Source organism: Brevibacterium sp. FME37 (genome assembly GCF_014897485.1).
Classification (GTDB): domain Bacteria; phylum Actinomycetota; class Actinomycetes; order Actinomycetales; family Brevibacteriaceae; genus Brevibacterium.
Genome location: NZ_JABUYE010000001.1, coordinates 388034 through 406669 on the forward strand (window position 1 = coordinate 388034; position 18636 = coordinate 406669).

17 protein-coding genes are annotated in these 18636 nt (G+C 61.1%); 12 read left to right on the top strand and 5 right to left on the bottom strand.

The genetic code is table 11. The annotated features are described in order from the left end of the window. Nucleotides 1-88: 88 nt before the first annotated feature. Nucleotides 89-2350, bottom strand: coding sequence for an accessory Sec system translocase SecA2 (gene secA2 / locus INT29_RS01735; protein WP_193070535.1), 2262 nt, complete (start codon nt 2348-2350; stop codon nt 89-91). Between the two features lie 42 nt (nt 2351-2392). Beyond that, complete coding sequence (locus INT29_RS01740) at nt 2393-4081, bottom strand: 5'-3' exonuclease H3TH domain-containing protein (RefSeq protein ID WP_193070536.1); 1689 nt, start codon at nt 4079-4081, stop codon at nt 2393-2395. An 86-nt stretch (nt 4082-4167) separates the two neighbouring features. On the opposite strand from INT29_RS01740, the gene INT29_RS01745 reads away from it, so the two are divergent. Both INT29_RS01745 and INT29_RS01750 read left to right on the top strand, forming a co-directional pair. Further along, nucleotides 4168-5121, top strand: a complete 954-nt coding sequence (locus tag INT29_RS01745) for a metal-dependent hydrolase (protein ID WP_193070601.1) — start codon at nt 4168-4170, stop codon at nt 5119-5121. 283 nt (nt 5122-5404) lie between these two features. After that, complete coding sequence (locus tag INT29_RS01750) at nt 5405-6178, top strand: polyprenol monophosphomannose synthase (RefSeq protein WP_193070537.1); 774 nt, start codon at nt 5405-5407, stop codon at nt 6176-6178. A 160-nt stretch (nt 6179-6338) separates the two neighbouring features. Here INT29_RS01750 and INT29_RS01755 read toward each other — a convergent pair whose 3' ends face one another. Both INT29_RS01755 and INT29_RS01760 read right to left on the bottom strand, forming a co-directional pair. Next, nucleotides 6339-6680 carry an RNA polymerase-binding protein RbpA gene (locus INT29_RS01755; protein ID WP_101574428.1) on the bottom strand — a complete coding sequence of 114 codons (342 nt, stop codon included), beginning with the start codon at nt 6678-6680 and terminating at the stop codon, nt 6339-6341. 77 nt (nt 6681-6757) lie between these two features. Beyond that, on the bottom strand, nt 6758-7501 hold the full coding sequence (locus INT29_RS01760) for a glycerophosphodiester phosphodiesterase family protein (RefSeq protein WP_193070538.1): 744 nt from the start codon (nt 7499-7501) through the stop codon (nt 6758-6760). A gap of 55 nt (nt 7502-7556) precedes the next feature. Between INT29_RS01760 and INT29_RS01765 the strand changes: the two genes are divergently transcribed. Together INT29_RS01765 and INT29_RS01770 are read left to right on the top strand one after the other, a co-directional pair. Then, entirely contained in the window at nt 7557-7880 is a 324-nt protein-coding gene (locus INT29_RS01765) for a hypothetical protein (protein ID WP_226830508.1), read from the top strand. Between the two features lie 139 nt (nt 7881-8019). Beyond that, nucleotides 8020-8865, top strand: a complete 846-nt coding sequence (locus INT29_RS01770) for a septal ring lytic transglycosylase RlpA family protein (protein WP_226830509.1) — start codon at nt 8020-8022, stop codon at nt 8863-8865. 16 nt (nt 8866-8881) lie between these two features. On the opposite strand, the gene INT29_RS01775 is transcribed toward INT29_RS01770, so the two are convergent. Then, nucleotides 8882-9838, bottom strand: coding sequence for a helix-turn-helix transcriptional regulator (locus INT29_RS01775; RefSeq protein ID WP_226841511.1), 957 nt, complete (start codon nt 9836-9838; stop codon nt 8882-8884). 64 nt (nt 9839-9902) lie between these two features. Here INT29_RS01775 and INT29_RS01780 point away from each other — a divergent pair, with 64 nt between their 5' ends. From INT29_RS01780 to INT29_RS01815, 8 genes are all read left to right on the top strand, one after another. Beyond that, nucleotides 9903-10862: an SDR family oxidoreductase gene (locus INT29_RS01780; RefSeq protein WP_193070540.1), complete on the top strand. Its 960-nt coding sequence runs from the start codon at nt 9903-9905 to the stop codon at nt 10860-10862. Between the two features lie 102 nt (nt 10863-10964). Further along, the gene (locus tag INT29_RS01785) at nt 10965-12317 is read left to right on the top strand and encodes a flavin monoamine oxidase family protein (protein WP_193070541.1); all 1353 of its coding nucleotides are present in this window, start codon (nt 10965-10967) and stop codon (nt 12315-12317) included. A gap of 24 nt (nt 12318-12341) precedes the next feature. Then, nucleotides 12342-13886, top strand: coding sequence for an APC family permease (locus INT29_RS01790; protein WP_101574422.1), 1545 nt, complete (start codon nt 12342-12344; stop codon nt 13884-13886). Continuing rightward, nucleotides 13883-14326 (top strand): helix-turn-helix transcriptional regulator, encoded by a 444-nt coding sequence (locus INT29_RS01795; protein WP_193070542.1) that lies wholly within the window; start codon nt 13883-13885, stop codon nt 14324-14326. The genes INT29_RS01790 and INT29_RS01795 overlap by 4 nt, the downstream gene beginning before the upstream one ends. Nucleotide 14327: 1 nt before the next feature. Then, the gene (locus INT29_RS01800; protein ID WP_219618917.1) at nt 14328-14747 is read left to right on the top strand and encodes a VOC family protein; all 420 of its coding nucleotides are present in this window, start codon (nt 14328-14330) and stop codon (nt 14745-14747) included. A 5-nt stretch (nt 14748-14752) separates the two neighbouring features. Beyond that, nucleotides 14753-17134 (top strand): ATP-binding cassette domain-containing protein, encoded by a 2382-nt coding sequence (locus INT29_RS01805; protein WP_193070543.1) that lies wholly within the window; start codon nt 14753-14755, stop codon nt 17132-17134. A 239-nt stretch (nt 17135-17373) separates the two neighbouring features. Further along, the gene (locus tag INT29_RS01810; RefSeq protein WP_319020817.1) at nt 17374-17820 is read left to right on the top strand and encodes a transglycosylase family protein; all 447 of its coding nucleotides are present in this window, start codon (nt 17374-17376) and stop codon (nt 17818-17820) included. A gap of 279 nt (nt 17821-18099) precedes the next feature. After that, nucleotides 18100-18621: a hotdog fold domain-containing protein gene (locus INT29_RS01815; protein ID WP_193070545.1), complete on the top strand. Its 522-nt coding sequence runs from the start codon at nt 18100-18102 to the stop codon at nt 18619-18621. Nucleotides 18622-18636: the final 15 nt, after the last annotated feature.

Here is an 18636-nt window from a genome sequence, read left to right on the forward strand (position 1 = left end):
CTACGGTGCTGGGCAATCGAGCAACCGGGCATTGGGCAACCGAGAATCTGGGCCCGCCTTCGGAGATGGAGGCGGGCCCAGGAACTTCTCAGCGCTTGACCTTCTTGACGATGTTCTCGATGTCGGAGCCGAATGCGCTCTCCGTGGTCAGATAGGTCCACGTCGACGACGGCCGCTTGAGGCCGTGGGATTCCAGGTCGATTCCGGTATCCGTGAACTCCGCCTCTTCGACCGTCGACGCCGAATCTTCGATGACGTCTGACCAGAACGAGGAGAAGACGCGGATCGACTCCGTATTGAACGCCTCGTGGGGTTTTTCACGTGCGAAGGTGCGCAGATGGATACCCTCACGCAGATCGTTGAGGAAGGCGAGATGATCGACCCAGCGGGCGTCGAGATGGAAGAGCATGACTTCGCGCAGCGTGGCGTCGACAAGTTCCTGTGAGTGCTCGGCCGACAGGTCCGTCGCCACATCGCCCAGGCGTTCCTTTAGCTCGTTGATGGCCTCGTCATCGTCGCGCAGCTCCTTGCGTCGGGACAGGACGAGGTCACGCTGCTTGGCCATGAGTTCGTTGAACTTCCAGGTGTCGCGGTGCAGAGCTGTGTTCTGGCCTTCGGCCACGCGCTGAGCGTGTTCGACGAGGCCCAGTGCACGCTTCGATTCGATCCACCCGGTCTCGTCACCTTCGGAGACGAAGCGTTGGATCTCCGGCACACGAGTCAAGAGCTCGTCTTCGAGGCTGGTGAAGAACACAGAGGTCCCAGGGTCACCCTGACGTCCGGCGCGCCCACGCAGCTGGTCATCAAGGCGTGAGGACAGGTAACGTCCGGCGCCGATGACCAGCAGGCCGCCGGACTCGGCGACGCTGTCGTCGGCCAGGCGGATATCGGTGCCGCGTCCAGCCATCTGGGTCGAGACTGTGACGGCTCCGGGGGCGCCGGCGGCAGCGATGACGTCGGCTTCAAGAGAGTCGTCTTTGGCGTTGAGGACCGTGACGTCGATGCCGCGTTCGATGAGCCGTGCCGCCAGTGACTCACTCTCTGCCACCGAGGAAGTCCCGATGAGCACGGGACGATCATTGGCGTGGTTCTCGGCGACCTCGTCGACGATCGCGCGTTCCTTGGACTCCTGATAGGTGTAGAGCCGGTCGGGTTCGTCGACTCGGATGACAGGTAGGTGCGTGTCGACTGGCACGATCTCAAGGTTGTAGAACTCACGTAGGTCATCGCCGACAGCCAGCGCGGTGCCGGTCATTCCGCAGACGGTCTCGTAGCCGTGGATGAGTTCTTCGACGGTCATCTGGTCAAGGATTTCACCGCTCTCGGTGGTGCCCACACCCTCTTTCGCCTCAACCGCAGCTTGCAGTCCGTCAGGCCAACGCTGGAGTTCGGCCACACGCCCACGGGAGGCTGAGATGAGCTTGACCCGTCCATCGACGACAAGATAGTCGACATCACGATTGACCAAGGACTTCGCATACAGGGCCAGGTTGACTGCGGCGAGATTGGACGCGTCTTCACCGAAGAGCTCGACTTCGAGTTCGGCCTCGACGTGATTGATTCCTTCGTCGGTCAGCGAGACGGCCTGATGATCCTGGCTGACTTCGTAATCGACACCAGGCTCCAGCGTCTCGACAAGTGCCGCGATCGCAGCATTGGCGTCTTCGACGCTGGCAGATCCAGCGAGGACGAGTGGGACACGGGCCTCGTCGATGAGTACCGAGTCAGCCTCGTCGACGATGACGACATCACGCTCAGGGACGCGGATCTGGGCGTCATCAGTGACGAAACGATCGCGCAGCACGTCGAAGCCGACTTCCGTCACGGAAGCATAGAGCACCTCAGCGCCATAGGCTTCGCGGCGCTCGGTCTCACTCTGAGTTCCGGAGATCGATGCTGACTTCACACCCAGGAGATCGAAGAGAGGCTTCATCCACGTGCGGTCGCGGACAGCCAGATAGTCGTTGACGCTGACGACGTGGACTCGGCGACCCTGCAGAGCGTAACCGGCGGCGGCGAGAGCACCGACGAGGGTCTTACCCTCACCCGTGGCCATCTGCACGACATTCGCCTGCAGGAGCCCGACGAGGCCCTTGATCTGCGTGTCATAGGCACGCTCGTCAAGCGCCCGTTCGGCAGCTTCTCGGGCCAGCGCACAGTAGCGCACGAGGTTGTCCTGTGCAGAGCCTGAGGTGAAGATATCGGCAGCGGCCTCCGTCAGTTCGCTGTCATCCAACTCCGCATACTCACGACTCGCAGCCGCCAGATCGTCGGCGGCCTTATCGAACCACCCCGTGGCTTTGTCGGCCTGAGCACCAGGTCGGTTGAGCAGTCGTGAAAAGAAACCCATTATCGTCCTTCGTCGAGTGATGGTCGCAGTTGATTCTATCGTTCAGGCCATGGGCCAGGAACCATCGACGATGGCATCGGCGTTGCCCTTTCGGCGTAACCACGACTGCAGGTCAGCGGCCTGGGCGCGTTTCCAATCGCCTTGGGCGGCCATGATTTCGTCCTGAGTCAGGCTCGCGATCTCCTTCGAGTTCTCGGCCAACGCTCGGGAAATGTCCAGGGCGGCAAGAGCGTCCGCAGCCGCATCGTGGGCGTCGAACAGCGTCACCTTCCACCGTTTGGCCGTCTCAGTCAGAGTCCTTTTGCCGCGACGGAACTGCTCGACGCGTTTGTCCAGAACAAAGGTATCGACGATCGTCGGCAGCAGGCCCGCAAGATCGATGTGGGGCTGATGACGCTTGACCTCGGCCGCCATGACACTGAGGTCATAGACGATGTTGTGGCCGACGACCACCGCACCATCGGCCTTGAGATCGGCCAGGACAGTGCAGAGTTCTGCGACCACGTCTGCCACGGGAGCACCATTGGCCTGGGCGAATTCGGTGGTGATTCCGTGAACTGCCCGGGCAGGTTCGGGTATCTCGACTCCTGGATCGGCCAGCCAGGTGCGTGAGTTCTCAGCGGATTCGACGAATGCAGCGGTCACGATTCTGGCAGTCGCAGGGTCGACTCCCGTCGTCTCCAGATCGAATCCGACCAGACGAGACTGCGACCACGAATCGGCAGAGACCGGTCCCGGAGGCGGCGCGGTCGGCGAATCTGCACCAGATGTCTGAGCTGAAGCGGGTGCGCTGGTGCCAGTGGGGTGACTGTCGGCACCGGACTCCGTGTCGGCACTGCCGAGAGCAGCAATGAGATTGTCGACCGAGCGACGGATGTTCTGGCCGCGAGCAGCCGCCTCGACCGCAATGCGATCGAGCTCGCCCGGAACGGATTCGAGGTCGAGTCCATGAGCGACATCGGTCAGACAGCGCATGACCTCGATGGTCTTGTGCAGATTCTCTTCTTCTTCGATCAGAGTGGTGGCTCGCTTGGGGCTGAGACCACCCGTCTTCACTCCCGCCTTCGCAGCTTTGATGATCGACTCGAAGGAACCGAAGTTCGATAGTAACGTTGCAGCGGTCTTCTCGCCGATCCCAGGGGCACCAGGCAACCCGTCCGAGGGATCACCGCGCATCGCGGCGAGCTCACGGTACCGGGTTCCATCCGGCACACCGTAGGCTTCGGGCAGATCGGCCTGCGTGATGGCCTCCCACTCGCCGCCCTTGCGCGGGCGGAGCACGCTGACGTCCGTGGTGGTGTCGATGAGGGCGAGAAGGTCACGGTCCGGGGAGACGATGACCACCGGGGTACGGGACTGGGCGGCCATGGTCGCGATCACATCGTCGGCCTCGGTGCCATCCACCTCGGCGATGGGGATTCCGGCAGCACGAAGGACGCGAGTCATGATCGGCAGCTGCACAGCCAGTTCGGGTGGGATCTCAGTGCCTGCTTCGGCGTCCTTGACCCGGGCTGCTTTGTATTCGGGCATGATCGCGGTGCGGAAGGCCGGCCGCCAATCGGCGTCCATAGTCGCCACGACTCGTGGGGAGTCGAAGCGGCGGATCATCTGCGCGATCGCATCGAGGACGCCGCGCACGGCGTTGACCGGCTGACCTTCGTCGTTGACGATCGAATCGGGAACCGAATAGAAGGCACGGTAGTACAGGGCGGGCGTGTCGATCAGAACCAAGGGCTTCACACTCGATGACGATACCCGACACCACTGACTCGAGTGCAAAGACAGTCTGAGAGAGGTGTAGCCTGTCGGCTGTGACTATGTACTTTGGTGGAGATGTATACAGCAGTGTCGACCCCTTTGCGACTGCCTTGGGCACGAAGGACGGAAAGGTCTCGTTCATCGGCTCCGATGAAGCCGCATTGGCTGCAGAACCCGACGCGATCAACCTTGACGGTGACTTCCTCACCCCCGGTTTCGTCCACGGGGGATTGACTCTTGGGGACAGCGCCCCCGGCGGGGACCGTCTTCTCGAGTCCGGTTTCACCCACGTCCACGTCCTCGGTGGCGCCGAGGCAGTGGCAGACTTCCGTGCCCGCGCACCGCAGGGGCTGAGGGTCATCGGGTATCCCGAGTTCAGTTCCGAAGCCGGTCCCGCGTCGGATACGGACGCCGAGCGAGCAAGTATCGCCGCCGCGGATTTCCTGGCCCTCGATACGATGCCGGAAACGTCCCTGTACATCCAGGTCGAGTCGAACCGCCGCCTCGGCGGGGTCCTCGACCGGGTGCGCGAACATGCAGCACTTGCACAGCGCAATGGATATCGTCTGCTGTTGAATTTCAGCGTCGACGATGATTTCGTCACACCGTTGGGTTACTCCGGCATTGCGATCACCCTCGACCCCGCACAGCCGCAGCCTCTGGCGCAGCTGCTGTCGGCAGGGGCCCAGGTGTCGTGGACCGACTCCCAGGAATCTCCGTGGGCCGCCGTGCGTTCTGCCGTCGTCGGTGAGAACGGAATCGGAGCGCGCGCGGCGTTCAACGCAGGCACCCGGTTCGCTCATCGGGCCGCCGGCAACCCAGATGGGGGAGTCCTCGCGCCCGGAGCTGAGGCGGACCTCGTGCGGTGGCAGGTCGATCGACTCGTGGTTCAGGTCGCAGATGAACGCGTAGCCGCGTGGAGCACCGATCCGCGCTCGGGCACCCCCGGCCTGCCGGAACTTTCACCCGAGGTTGCACTGCCGACACGGATCGCAACCGTCGGGGATGCTTAGAACCCATATGCACGGCACCTCTCGATGACGTTCGAAGGAGTCAAGGCGACACGCCGAAAGCTAAGTATTTTCAACATTCTGCCTTGCGTCTGACCTGGAGATTTGAGCATAACCCCAGGTCAGAGCGATTTTGCAAAGACCGCGGCAGGTACTAGATTCGTGGTTGGCATTCCACAGCAGCTGGGATGGAGCCGGCACTCTCGTCATTAGATAACTCGTTTCCCAACGTGGTCCGAAGGCGTGAGTGTCGGCTCATATATTTCACACCGCGCGGCGTATCGTAGTGGCCGTGGTTTCTAAGACTCTGGTGGTCATCCCGACCTACAACGAACGACTCGCTCTGCCCGTGACGCTGTCCGGGCTGTTTGAGAATCAGCCTGACGTCGACGTTCTCGTCGTCGATGACAACTCGCCCGATGGCACCGGTGACTGGGTTGCTGAGCAGGCACGCACAGATCCACGTCTGCATGTTTTGCACCGCAGCGAGAAATCCGGTCTGGGCATGGCCTACATCGCTGGATTCGAATGGGCTCTGGAGCGCGACTACGACATCATCTGCGAATTCGATGCTGACGGATCCCACCGCCCAATGGACCTCGGGCAGCTCTTGGCAGTCGCCCAGGCGGGGCATGCCGATCTCGTCATCGGTTCACGATGGGTCAGGGGCGGGGCGATCGTCGATTGGCCTCGTTCACGATTCTTCCTCTCCCGCGGTGCCAACATCTACGTCAACGCAATGATGGGTCTCGGAGTCAAGGATGCGACGGCCGGATTCCGTGCGTATTCGCGCGAGGTACTGAAGAACCTGGACCTCTCGGGCGTGCAGTCTCAGGGATACTGTTTTCAGATCGACATGACCTACCGCACCGTCGAAGCCGGATTCCGGGTGGCAGAGGTTCCCATCGTCTTCGTCGAACGTGAACTGGGGGAGTCGAAGATGAGTGGGTCGATCATCTCCGAGGCCTTCACCAAAGTGGCCAGCTGGGGCCTGGCGCGCCGCGGACGACAGGCTCGAGGCGTGCTCGAACGCCTCACCGCGCGCAGACCGGCCGCCTGAGGGCTGATTCACCTTCGGGCGCTGTTGGCAGGTCGAACAGGCTGAAGGAGCCCAGCAGCAGACACGACACAGGGGCAGACATGAAGGCGGGATGCAGGTCATCGGACCTGCACCCCGCCTTCATGCTCAGGTGCGCTGTTGTGATTGAGTGCAGAGGCTCTCACACCTGTGCAGGTACCTCACCACGGCGAACAGCGAGTCGCTCGTCGAGCAGGACCTGAAGTTCGTCGAAGGACCGGCGCTCGAGCAGCATGTCCCAGTGGGACCGCACGTGCTTGCCTGGCTCACCATCGGGTTCGTTCACGCCGACACGAGTGCCGACGCCGTGGATGCCCGAATCCCAGGTGGAGGGCACGTCGGCTTCGATCGAGAAAGGAACCTTGAACCTGGTTCCGTCTTCGCACTCGAATTCGACCATTTGGCGAGGTGCCGGTTCGACTCCCTCTTCCGTTTCCAGGCTGCGTGAGCCCAACTGTGTTCCGCGGAGACTGCGTTCGCTCATATCTCTCTCACCTTCCGACTCGACTGCAGACGTCTCATACGAAGGAACAGTCTACCGTCTGTGCCTATTCCCGACACTCAGGTCCATGCCGCGAGCTCATCCAGGCCCTTTGGGACGTCATCTGTGACGATGCCATCGACTCCGAGGCTCAGGAGTAGGCGCATAGAAGCGGCATCATTGATTGTCCATACGTGCACCAGCAGTCCAACCTCGTGGGCGCGGGAGACGAACCCTACCGTTACGACGGGCAGGCCCTTGAATGACATCGGCACCTGCAGAGCATCGAGGCCCACAGGCAGAGGGCACGGTCCGGCAGGGGCCACACCCGGTAGGCTGCCGGCAGCAAACAGTGCGGATTCCTGCACTCCGGTCGATGTGCGAACGCCGGGCAGCGCCTCTCGCAGTCTGCGCAGAGTCGAAGACGAGAATGAGGCGAGCCGGAGTCGGTCCTCGGAGTGGGTGCTGCGGATAGTGCGGATCATCGGTGCGATACTGTGGGGCGCCTTGACATCGATGTTCCACGCCGCCTCGGGAAGTGACTCGAAGAGAGTCGTCAGTCGAGGCAGATGGCCTCCTGCAAGGAGTTCGATCGAGTCGAGTTCAGCTGCCTTGAGATCGCGGATGCTGTGCGGACGGCCGGCGATGCGGTCGAGATCGGCATCATGTGCTGCGAACAGGATGCCGTCGGCGGAGGCGTGGACGTCGGTCTCCATCCAGTGCACCCCTGCCCGATGGGCGGAAGTGAATGCTTCGAGCGTGTTCTCACTCATGCCGGGCCATTGCCCGCCTCTGTGGGCGATGATTTCTGGCTGAGAATTCATGATCCAATCCTATGTTGCTGTTGACCTTGCGGTCGGGGTCGACAACTATGGAGATATGAGCCGAACACAAGATCCGATCGAACCTGATTACGTCATCGATTCCACGAAGAGGACACCAACGGAGAAGGTGCGATCGGCTGCCACCAGGGCCTACGGTGCTGCCAGCAGCGGGGTGAAGAACGCCCGCGAGGCGACGAAGGGGTCGCGCCTCATCGAGGCAACCGAGACAAACGTGAAGAAGGCGCTGGGCAATGTCTCCCACGCGATCGACGATGCCGTGCGCAGCGGGAAAGTCGAACGGGCTTTCGACAAGGCCCAGGAGTCTGTGACCACTGGCGCCGATGGCATGCGCAGACTGGTCACACGCAAGTCCAAGTGACCTGATACTCACCGATGCGGCACGCTCATTGAGCGTGCCGCATTGCTTTTGTAACAGTTTCTTAACTAGACTGTGGTCAGGTAACGATCCGATAACTTGGAGTCGGTGTTGAGGTGGCCTCAACCTTAGAGACTCTTGGTTGCCGATAACACCGGCCAATGACTACGAGGACTTCACTGTGGGAAAACACTCTTCACCCCGTTCGGCAACGACGGGTTCGCTCTTCTCTGCGCTCAAACCGGCGAAGAAGAAGCCCGGACGGCATTCGCCGCAACGAGTCCATGCCGCTGCGAACACCGCCGGGGGAGTGTTGGCATCGGTACGCTCACGCCCGGTCCTCTCTGCGTTCATCGTTCCCACGGCCGCGACCTTCGCAGTCGTCGCTTCCAGCATGGCGATGGTCCCCGACAACACAGGCGGTGACCAACTGGTCGTTGCTGAAACCCCAATAGTCGCGGATGCCGAAGTGACGCAGGCCCCGGACGACTTCCTGGCGAAAGCGAAGAAGCAGGCCAAGGAGAAGCCGGCCGAGATCTCTCTCGAGTCCAAAACCGAGACCCCAAGCCCGACGCCATCAGAAACCGCGTCGAAGGACTCGGCGACTAAGGAATCTGCCAGCGGTGACTCAGGGTCGAAGAAGTCGACGCCCGATGCCAACGACGAACCGTCGAAGTCCGGCGAGTCTGCCGGTGAGTCCGGTTCCTGCCCCATGTCGTACTACGGCGGTGGAGACGGATTCGATGGCGAGCAGACCGCAAACGGCGAGCGCTTCGACACCAACAAGCTGACCGCAGCGCATAAGACACTGCCTTTCGGCTCGAAGGTCAAGATCACCAACACCGCCAACGGAAAATCCGTGACCGTGCGCATCAATGACCGTGGGCCCTACCATGGCAGCCGTTGCATCGACCTGTCCAAGGCAGCCATGGAGGCTGTCGGCGGAGTCGGAGCCGGACAGATCAACGGCAAATACGAGGTTCAGTAAACGTCGTTCTGATTCCTCAGAGGCCGTTGCACACAGCTGTGTGACGTGCCTGCTCGCGCAGCGCCGTACGGATTTCCAGAGGTGATATCACCTCGACCTCGCGAATGGTGATCAGCTGCGATACGGCGACATCCAATGGCTCCATCGGCAGGTCGACGACAATTTCTTCCTCTGCTGAGGAGACACCATCTGCGATTGAGGCGGCCTCGATCGCCTCGTCCGTGATTCGACCGGGAATCGCACGTCGCAGATCGCCGAGGCTGTCGCTGGACACCCGCAGCTTTACCGTCACAGAACGGATCGAACGGTCGAAGTCGATCTGAGACCTCGCCCAGTAGTCGCCGAGGTGGAAGCCCGGCGGGCGTGAGACTGAGACGTAGTGCAGTCTGATCTCAGTGATGCGCGAGACCCGGTAGGTCCGTGGCCTGCCACCAGGTGGCTGCGCGGCCAGATACCACCGCCCTGCCTTGACGACGAGTCCCAATGGTATGACGGTGCGAATCAGGCAATCACTGCCGCTTGCGTAGTCGAATCGCAGACCCCGGTGCGAACGCAGCGCCGCCACGATGACCGAAAGCTCCTCCGGACGCTCGTGTGTCATGAACCAATCGGGCCCGTCGATGAGCACATCCGATGAGAAGACTGAATCCGTCTCGGAGAGGATCTTCTCCCGTGCGGTCGCCAGCTCCCCGGAGTAGCCGAGATCAGCCGCAGCGAAACCTCCGATGAGCACGGAATCCAGCTCATCACGGGTCATCCCCGACAGGGGAGAGGTCCAGGACCCGAGCAGACTGATGCCACCGCCAGGTCCGGACTCCGTCACGACGGGGACACCTATACGAGACAGATCACCGAGATCGCGATAGACGGTGCGCTGCGTGACCTCGAGGCGAGCCGCCAGACGTGCAGCAGTGATGGGCACCGACCGCGCACTGAGGATGACGATCTCCGAGACCAAGCGTGCTGCCTTCATGACCACCAAGAATAATCATGGACACTGACATAGCATGTCAGTGATTGCACGAGACGGTGTCACCATGACTTCTCGCAACGCATCGACAGCATCCCAGTTCGCTCCTCTCAACCAGCAGTCACTCACTGACCGAGTCGCTCTCGTCGCCGGCGCCACACGTGCCATCGCCCGGGATCTCGCCCAAGCCGGTGCCTTCGTGTACTGCACTGGTCGGTCAACCTCGAGGCGGCCCTCCGACTACGGCCGGAGCGAAACCATCGAGGGCACTGCCGAACTGATACGCGCAGAGGGCGGCCGCGCTGAGGCGATCGTCTGCGATCACCTGCAACTGCCGATGATCGACGAGGTGATCCGGCGGATCGATGAGCAGCACGGACGACTCGACATTCTGCTCAACGACATCGGGGGAGAGGCCTATGTCTCCTGGGGCGAGAAATTCTGGAACACCGACTTCGAATCCGGAATGCGGCTGGTGAATGCAGGACTGATCACGCATCTGAACACGGCGCACGCCGCCTTGCCGCTGCTCACTCGCAGACCCGGAGGTCTGCACATCGAGATCACCGATGGAACGGACGAGTTCAATGCTTCGCACTACCGGGAGAGCATCTATCTCGATCTGACGAAGACCGGAGTCAGCCGACTGGCATTCGGGCTCGGCCACGAACTGGCGGAATCTGGGTGCACAGCTGTAGCGATCACCCCCGGCTGGTTGAGATCGGAGATGATGCTCGAGCTCTTCGACACGACCGAGCAGAGCTGGCTCGAGGATTCCCTCGACCCGACACGTGAGCTGCCGCCTGCAGATTTCGCGATCTCTGAGACTCCGCAATTTCTGGGACGAACGCTCGTGGCACTCGCATCCGATCCAGACCGACACCGCTTCAATACGAGAACCCTCAACAGCTGCGAATTGGGCGATCTCTATGACATCGACGATATCGATGGTTCCCGGCCGGATTCTTGGGCGTTCATGGCAGCCAAGGAGGCCGACTCGGGCGCGGACGCACGTGACTACCGCTGAAACCGATTTCGCACCGCCGCAGGCGATCCTGAACCCGCCTTGGCAGGCTGATGTTCCCTGGCTACTCTGAGCACATAAGCGGAACTTTCGAAGGAGAGCAGAATGTCGGATCGAACATGCGATGTGGTCATCGTTGGAGCTGGGCCGACCGGCCTGAGCGCGGCCCGAACGCTGCAGGCTGCAGGCAAAGACGTTGTGGTCCTCGAGGCCAGGGACCGTGTCGGGGGTCGGACATGGACCAACCACATCGACGGTCAGATGTACGAAATCGGTGGTCAGTGGATCTCACCTGACCAAACGGCACTCCTCGAACTCGTCGCTGATATGGGCAAAGAGACTTATCAGCGCTACCGGGAGGGCGAGAGCGTCTACATTGCTCCCGACGGCACACGCTCCGTCTACACCGGCGATATGTTCCCGGTGGCCGAGTCCACACAGGCAGAGATGGAACGTCTGATCACCCAATTAGACGAGCTCGCAGCCCGCATCGGACCCACCGCACCCTGGGCAGCCGAAGACGCCGGTGAGCTTGATTCTGTGTCGTTCCACCATTGGCTGCGAACCCAATCGGATGATGAGGTCGCGTGTGCGAACATCGGCATGTTCATCGCTGGAGGAATGCTGACGAAGCCGGCCACCGCATTCTCCGCACTGCAGGCCATCCTCATGGCCGCCTCGGCAGGATCGTTCAGCAATCTCGTGGACGACCATTTCATCCTCGATCGCCGAGTCGTAGGAGGAATGCAGTCGGTGTCCGAGCAGATGGCGGCCGATCTCGGCGAAGGCGTTGTTCACCTCGAAAGCCCGGTGCGCACCATCGAATGGAGCGAAGATTCCGTCACGGTGGGCACCGATTCGATGCAGGTGTCAGCGAACCGTGTGATCGTGGCCGTCCCACCGAATCTGTACTCGCGCATCAGCTACACTCCGCACCTGCCGCGCCTGCAACAGGTCTTCCATCAACACCAGTCGATGGGCCTCGTGATCAAGGTCCACGCCACATACAAGACACCGTTCTGGCGCGAAGACGGCTTGAGCGGAACCGGTTTCGGTGCAGGGCAACTGGTGCAGGAGGTCTACGACAACACCAACTACGGTGAAAGCCAGGGGACTCTCGTTGGCTTCATCTCCGACGTCAACGCCGATGCCATGTTCGCCCTCGACGAGGACTCACGCAGACAGCGTATCCTCGAATCACTCGCCGACTTCCTGGGCCCACAGGCACTGGTACCCGAGGTGTTCTATCTGTCCGACTTCGGTTCCGAGGAATGGACTCGAGGCGCCTATGCGACAAGCTATGACCTCGGGGGACTGCACCGATGGGGACAGTTCCAAAACGATCCAGTCGGTCCCATTCATTTCGCGAGCTCGGACATCGCAGCTCACGGATACCAGCACGTCGACGGTGCGATCAGGATCGGGCAGGACACTGCCGAAAAGATCTTGAGCACCTGAAATCGCGTCTGAAAGGTTGAGCTGATGACCTCGGCGACTCCACCTCCCAGCCCGGCCGGAAGCCAGCCTGGAGACTCCGGCTCGGGCCTGAGCTCCAAGGGACTGTCCGCAGGCAAGATCGGGGCGATCGGCGGTGCCATCATCGGCATCTCCTGCATTGCTCCTGCTTACACGCTCACCTCGGGTCTGGGACCCACGATCTCCCAGGTCGGAGTCCACACTCCGGCGATCCTGCTGATCGGTTTCGTTCCGATGCTGCTCGTCGTCTTCGGTTACCGCGAACTCAACACGGCTATGCCCGATTCCGGCACCACGTTCACGTGGGCGACCCGTGCTTTCGGGCCCTGGCTGGGTTGGATGGGAGGCTGGGGTCTGATTTCGGCCACGGTCCTTGTGCTGTCCAACCTGGCCGCCGTGGCCGTGGACTTCCTGTTCCTGCTGCTGGCTCAGGTCTTCGGCGAGCCCGGCATCGCCGATCTGACCCGAGTGCTGTGGATCAACATTCCTGTCACCATCATCCTCACCGCGGCTGCTGCCTGGATCTCCTATCGCGGAGTCGAAGCCACCCAGAAGATTCAGGTCTGGCTTGTCGCGTTCCAAGTCCTCGCCCTCGGTTGGTTCGTCATCGCGGCATTCGTCCACGTGTCCAACGGCACCGCCTTCGACCCGACACCGATCGAGCTCGGCTGGTTCAACCCTGCCGAAGCCGGAGACTTCTCCACGGTTGCTGCGGCTGTGTCTTTGTCGATCTTCCTCTTCTGGGGCTGGGACACCGTCATCACCATGAACGAAGAGGCGAAGGATCCACAGAAGACTCCCGGCCGTGCCGCAATTCTCACGATCGTTGCCATCGTCATCATCTACCTCGCCTGCACCGTTGCCGTCATCTCCTTCGCCGGAGTCGGCACAGACGGATTGGGCGCAGGGAATCCGGAGAACCAGGAATCCATCTTCGCGGCTCTCGCCGGCCCTGTCATGGGGCCGTTCGCGGTCCTCGTGTCGATTGCCGTCCTCTCCAGTTCTCTGGCCTCGCTGCAGTCGACGATGGTCTCACCCTCACGCACGATCCTGGCCATGGGCCACTACGGCGCGCTGCCGAAGAAATACGGAAACATCTCGCCCCGGTACAAGTCGCCATCGGTGGCCACCGTCACCTCGGCGGCGGCCGCGATCATCTTCTACGTCGTCATGCGGCTGCTGTCGGAGAACGCACTGTGGGACACGATCACCGCGCTGGGTCTCATGGTCTGCTTCTACTACGGGGTCACCGGTCTGGCTTGTATCTGGTACTTCCGCCGGTCACTGTTCACGGGTGCCAAGCACTTCTTCTTCAGGTTCCTCTTCCCACTCGTCGGCGGAGTGACACTGTTGGTGATCTTCGTGACCACCGCGATCGACTCCCTCGACCCCAACTACGGATCTGGATCCTCGGTCTTCGGCATCGGACTGGTCTTCGTGCTGGGCATCGGAGTTCTGCTCCTGGGCGTGGTCATCATGATCATCCAATCGCGTATGCATCCGAGCTACTTCCGCGGTGAGACCCTGACCCAGGGAGTCCACACAGAGTGAACGCGTCCGGGAACGACCATGTGCCCAGGCACCAACTGGTCCTCCTGCGACGCGTACGGGACAGAATCGACAGGGAGTTCGACCGACCGCTCAATGTGGAGGAGCTCGCAGCCGGGGTGCACATGTCAGCCGGTCACCTCAGTCGCCAGTTCAGAGCCGCCTACGGTGAGTCGCCCTATTCCTATCTCATGACCCGTCGCATCGAACGATCAATGTCGCTGATCCGCAGGGGTGACCTCTCGATCACGGATGTCTGCTTCTCGGTCGGTTTCTCATCGTTGGGAACATTCAGCACCCGATTTAGCGAACTCGTGGGACTCTCACCCTCGCGGTACCGTGCCGGTGTTGTCGAAGGCGATCATGACCTGCCCACTCTCATCGTGAAGAATGTGCTCAGACCGGTCAGGAATCGAGAAGTTCCACCCGTTGACCCGCACTAGGATGACGATCATGAACATTTCAATCAACGCCAGCTTCTTGCCCCACACCGATGCCGAGGCCTCGTTGTCCTTTTACCGCGACATTCTCGGTTTCGAGGTTCGTCTCGATGTCGGATCCGGGCAGATGCGCTGGCTGACCGTTGGCCCTGCTGGCCAACCTGACACCTCGATCGTGCTCACCCCCGCAATCACCGACCCGACCATCAGCGACGCCGAGCGTGAGGTCATTGAGTCCCTCATGGCCAAGGGCAGCTATGCCGCCATAGTTCTGGCCAGCACGAATGTCGATGACGCCTTCGCCGAGGTGGAGGCCAGGGGAGCGGAGATCGTGCAGGAGCCGATGGACCAGCCCTACGGTTTGCGTGACTTTGCACTGCGTGACCCGGCCGGAAACATGATCCGTGTCCAGCAGCGCGGCTGATCGCCGTGGTGCATCCAGCCGATCATCATGAGCTGATCCGCGTTCAGGGAGCTCGCGAGAACAATCTCCAGGACGTCTCCGTCGACATCCCCAAACGACGACTCACCATATTCACCGGCGTCTCCGGCTCAGGTAAGTCATCCTTGGTCTTTTCTACGATCGCCGCAGAATCCCAACGCCTGATCAACGAGACCTACAGTGCCTTCGTCCAGGGCTTCATGCCCGCGATGGTACGGCCAGAGTTCGACGTGTTGGAGGGTCTGACGACGGCCATCATCGTCGACCAGGAACGCATCGGAGCGAATCCACGCTCAACAGTGGGCACCGTCAGCGACATCAATGCGAAGCTGCGAACTCTCTTCTCCCGGCTGGCACAGCCGAATCTCGGGTCGACCAACGCCTACTCGTTCAACGTGGCATCGATCAGCGGCAAAGGCGCCGTGACGATCGACAAAGGTGCCGACAAGCAAATCGAGCGACGGACATTCACCGTCAACGGAGGAATGTGCCCGCACTGTGAGGGGATAGGCACAGCCACCGACATCGACATCGCCGAGGTGGTCGACGAATCGAAATCAATCAACGAGGGTGCGATCACGATACCCGGCTACAAACCCGGGGGCTGGAGTGTGCGCTTCTACTCGGAATCGGGCTATTTCGACCCGGACAAAGCGATCGCTGACTATACAGAGGACGAGCGGCACTATCTCCTCTACGCCAAAAGCGAGAAGATCGTCATCAACGGCACCAACATGACCTTCGACGGCCTCATCCCACGGATTCGGCGCTCGTTCCTGTCCAAGGACCGCGACGCGATGCAGAAGCATGTGCGAGAATTCGTCGACCGTGCGGTCATCTACACCCAATGCCCCGAGTGCGCCGGCACAAGACTGAACCCGGCAGCACGGGGATCGTTGCTGGCCGGCCAGTCCATCGCCGAGGTGTGTGCGATGCAGATCTCTGACCTCCTTGATTGGCTGGCGCAGATCGATGACGGGGGAGTCCGTCCCCTGGTGAGATCGCTGACCAATGATGTGCAGGCCTTCGTCGACATCGGGCTCGGGTATCTCTCCCTTGACCGTTCAGCCGGCTCTTTGTCCGGAGGAGAGGCGCAGCGCATTAAGTTGGTGCGTCACCTTGGGTCCTCATTGACCGATGTCACGTATATCTTCGACGAGCCCACAATCGGGCTGCATCCGCACGACATCGCAGCGATGAACGAGCTGCTCATCGCACTGCGAGACAAAGGCAACACCGTCCTCGTCGTCGAACACAAGCCCGAGACCATCAGGATCGCTGACCACGTCGTCGACCTGGGACCGGGGGCCGGCACGAACGGCGGGCACATCTGCTTCACCGGAACCGTCGACGAACTTACATCCAGCGATACTCTCACCGGCAGACATCTCAATGACCGCACCCAGGTGAAGACGACAACCCGCGAACCCGCCGGGAAACTTCAGATCAGGGGAGCGAAGGACCACAACCTGCGCGACGTCGATGTCGATGTGCCCCTCGGCGTGATCACCGCAATCACAGGTGTCGCCGGGTCGGGAAAGAGCACACTCATCGCAGGATCGCTGCGTCAGCGCGAAGGTGTGATCATGATCGATCAGGCACCGATCAAGGGTTCACGACGCAGCAACCCAGCGACCTACACCGGCATGCTCGAACCCATCCGCAAGGTCTTCGCCAAGGTCAACGGCGTCAAACCCGCCTTGTTCAGCGCCAACTCGGAAGGCGCCTGTCCGGTCTGCAACGGCGCCGGAATCATCTATTCCGACCTCGGAATGATGGCCGGAATGTCGGCACCGTGCGATGTGTGCGAAGGCAAGGGCTTCCAGGCAGAGGTCCTCGACTACACCCTGGGCGGCAAGAACATTCGTGAGTTGCTCGATCTGTCGGTGACGGCCGCCGTCGAGTATTTTGCCACAGGGGAGTCGCGGATACCTGCAGTCAGTAAAATCATCGGCCACCTCGCCGAGGTGGGGCTTGGGTACCTGAGCCTGGGGCAACCACTGACGACATTGTCAGGTGGCGAGCGGCAGCGCCTCAAGCTGGCCACGCACCTATCGGCCAAAGCTGCAGATTCTGCATCTGTCATCATCCTCGACGAACCGACAACGGGTCTGCACCTTGCAGATGTGGAGAATCTGCTTCACATGTTGGATCGCCTCGCGGATGCCGGGCGAACAGTCATCGTCATCGAACATCACCAGGCTGTTATGGCCCACTCCGATTGGATCATCGATCTGGGGCCTGGTGCGGGTCATGACGGTGGTCGAATCGTGTTCGAAGGCACCCCGGAGCAGCTGGTCGCCGCCGCTCCCGAGCCCGACGCACCGTTGACCGCGGTCCACCTGGCGGCCTATGTCACGGGTGCCTGAGCCAGTCCGCACATGCAAATGTCCCTGTCTGCAAGGGGAGTCGAGCACAGTCAGGGGAGTCGAATTCGGGTTCTATGCGTTCAGTTCGCGTTGTGACTTCTGTGAGTCGATTCTGAGCGCTGAGGCTTGAAATCAGGTTCACACCCGACCGTCGGTCCACTACCGTGTGTAACGGCTTGGTAACGATAGAGTGGCCAAGTTACAGAACCGAAATGCACTCGTATTACGGAGATGAAACAGTGAACCTCTTGAGCACAAGCTTCCGCAAAGTCGCCCTCGTCGCAGGAGCCGGCGCGGTCGCTGCCGCCGGAATGACCGGCATGAGCGGCCCGGCCCAGGCCTCCACAGGGGCTCAGTCTTCGAATGGCGTCTGGGACAAGGTCGCCGAGTGTGAGTCCGGCGGTGACTGGCACATCAACACCGGTAATGGCTACTACGGCGGACTGCAGTTCTCTAAGCAGACTTGGCAGGCCTTCGGCGGCGACGGCATGCCACATAAGGCAAGCAAGGCCGAGCAGATCGACGTTGCGCAGAAGGCTCTCAAGAAGCAGGGTCCCGGGGCTTGGCCGGAATGCGGTAAGAAGGCCGGCCTGACGAAATCCAACGGCGCTGCAGACGAAGGCGGCGGCTCCAAGAATGATGGTGGATCCAAGGACGACGGCAAGGTCGGACTCGGCGGCAGCTGAGTCAACCGCTGAAACACGCAGTCAGCTGACATATGTTGAGCACAGTGACGGCCGCGGATAGCTGAAGGGCTATCCGCGCCCGTCACGTTTTTGTACTCTGGTTTTGTAATCTAGTGACTGACCAGTAACTGCTATGGTCGACCAGAACTGATATCCGAAACGGGCGCTGTCTCGTGGCTCAGAGCAACCATGGGCATGACGCCGATAATATACATTATGTTAAGTAAACTGATTGACCGCCACTTCTGACGCGACCGGCCCATGGCCAAAGGAGAACCCATGACCACAGAAACAGCAGGCACAGCACAGGTCATAGACACCACAGACGCCTCGGGTGCGATCTACACGATCTGGCAGAAGCTGCAGAAGGTGCCGTTCGGCAATTGGCTCTTCACACGGGCTGTGTGCTTCAAGGCCCCGTACTTCCGTACCGTTCATCCACTGATCCGCGAACTGCGTCCCGGGCTCTGCGAAGTCAGCGCCCCGAATCGTCGCGGCGTGCACAACCACCTCGGCACGTATCACGCCATTGCCTCATGCAATATGGCAGAGATCGCCGGCGGCATCATGATGGAGGCGACGATTCCATCCACGCACCGCTGGATTCCGGTCGGCATGACCGTTGAGTACAAGGCCAAGGCCACCACGGGTGTCACCTCGATCGCGCATCTTGACACGATCCCTGAGTTCGGCGACGATCCGATGGAGCTGATCGTGCCGGTCGATGTCCTCGATGCTGCCGGCGAAGTGTTCGTCTCCGCACAGATCACCATGAACGTCTCCCGAAAGAAGATGTCTTAACTGACGCCATCATGC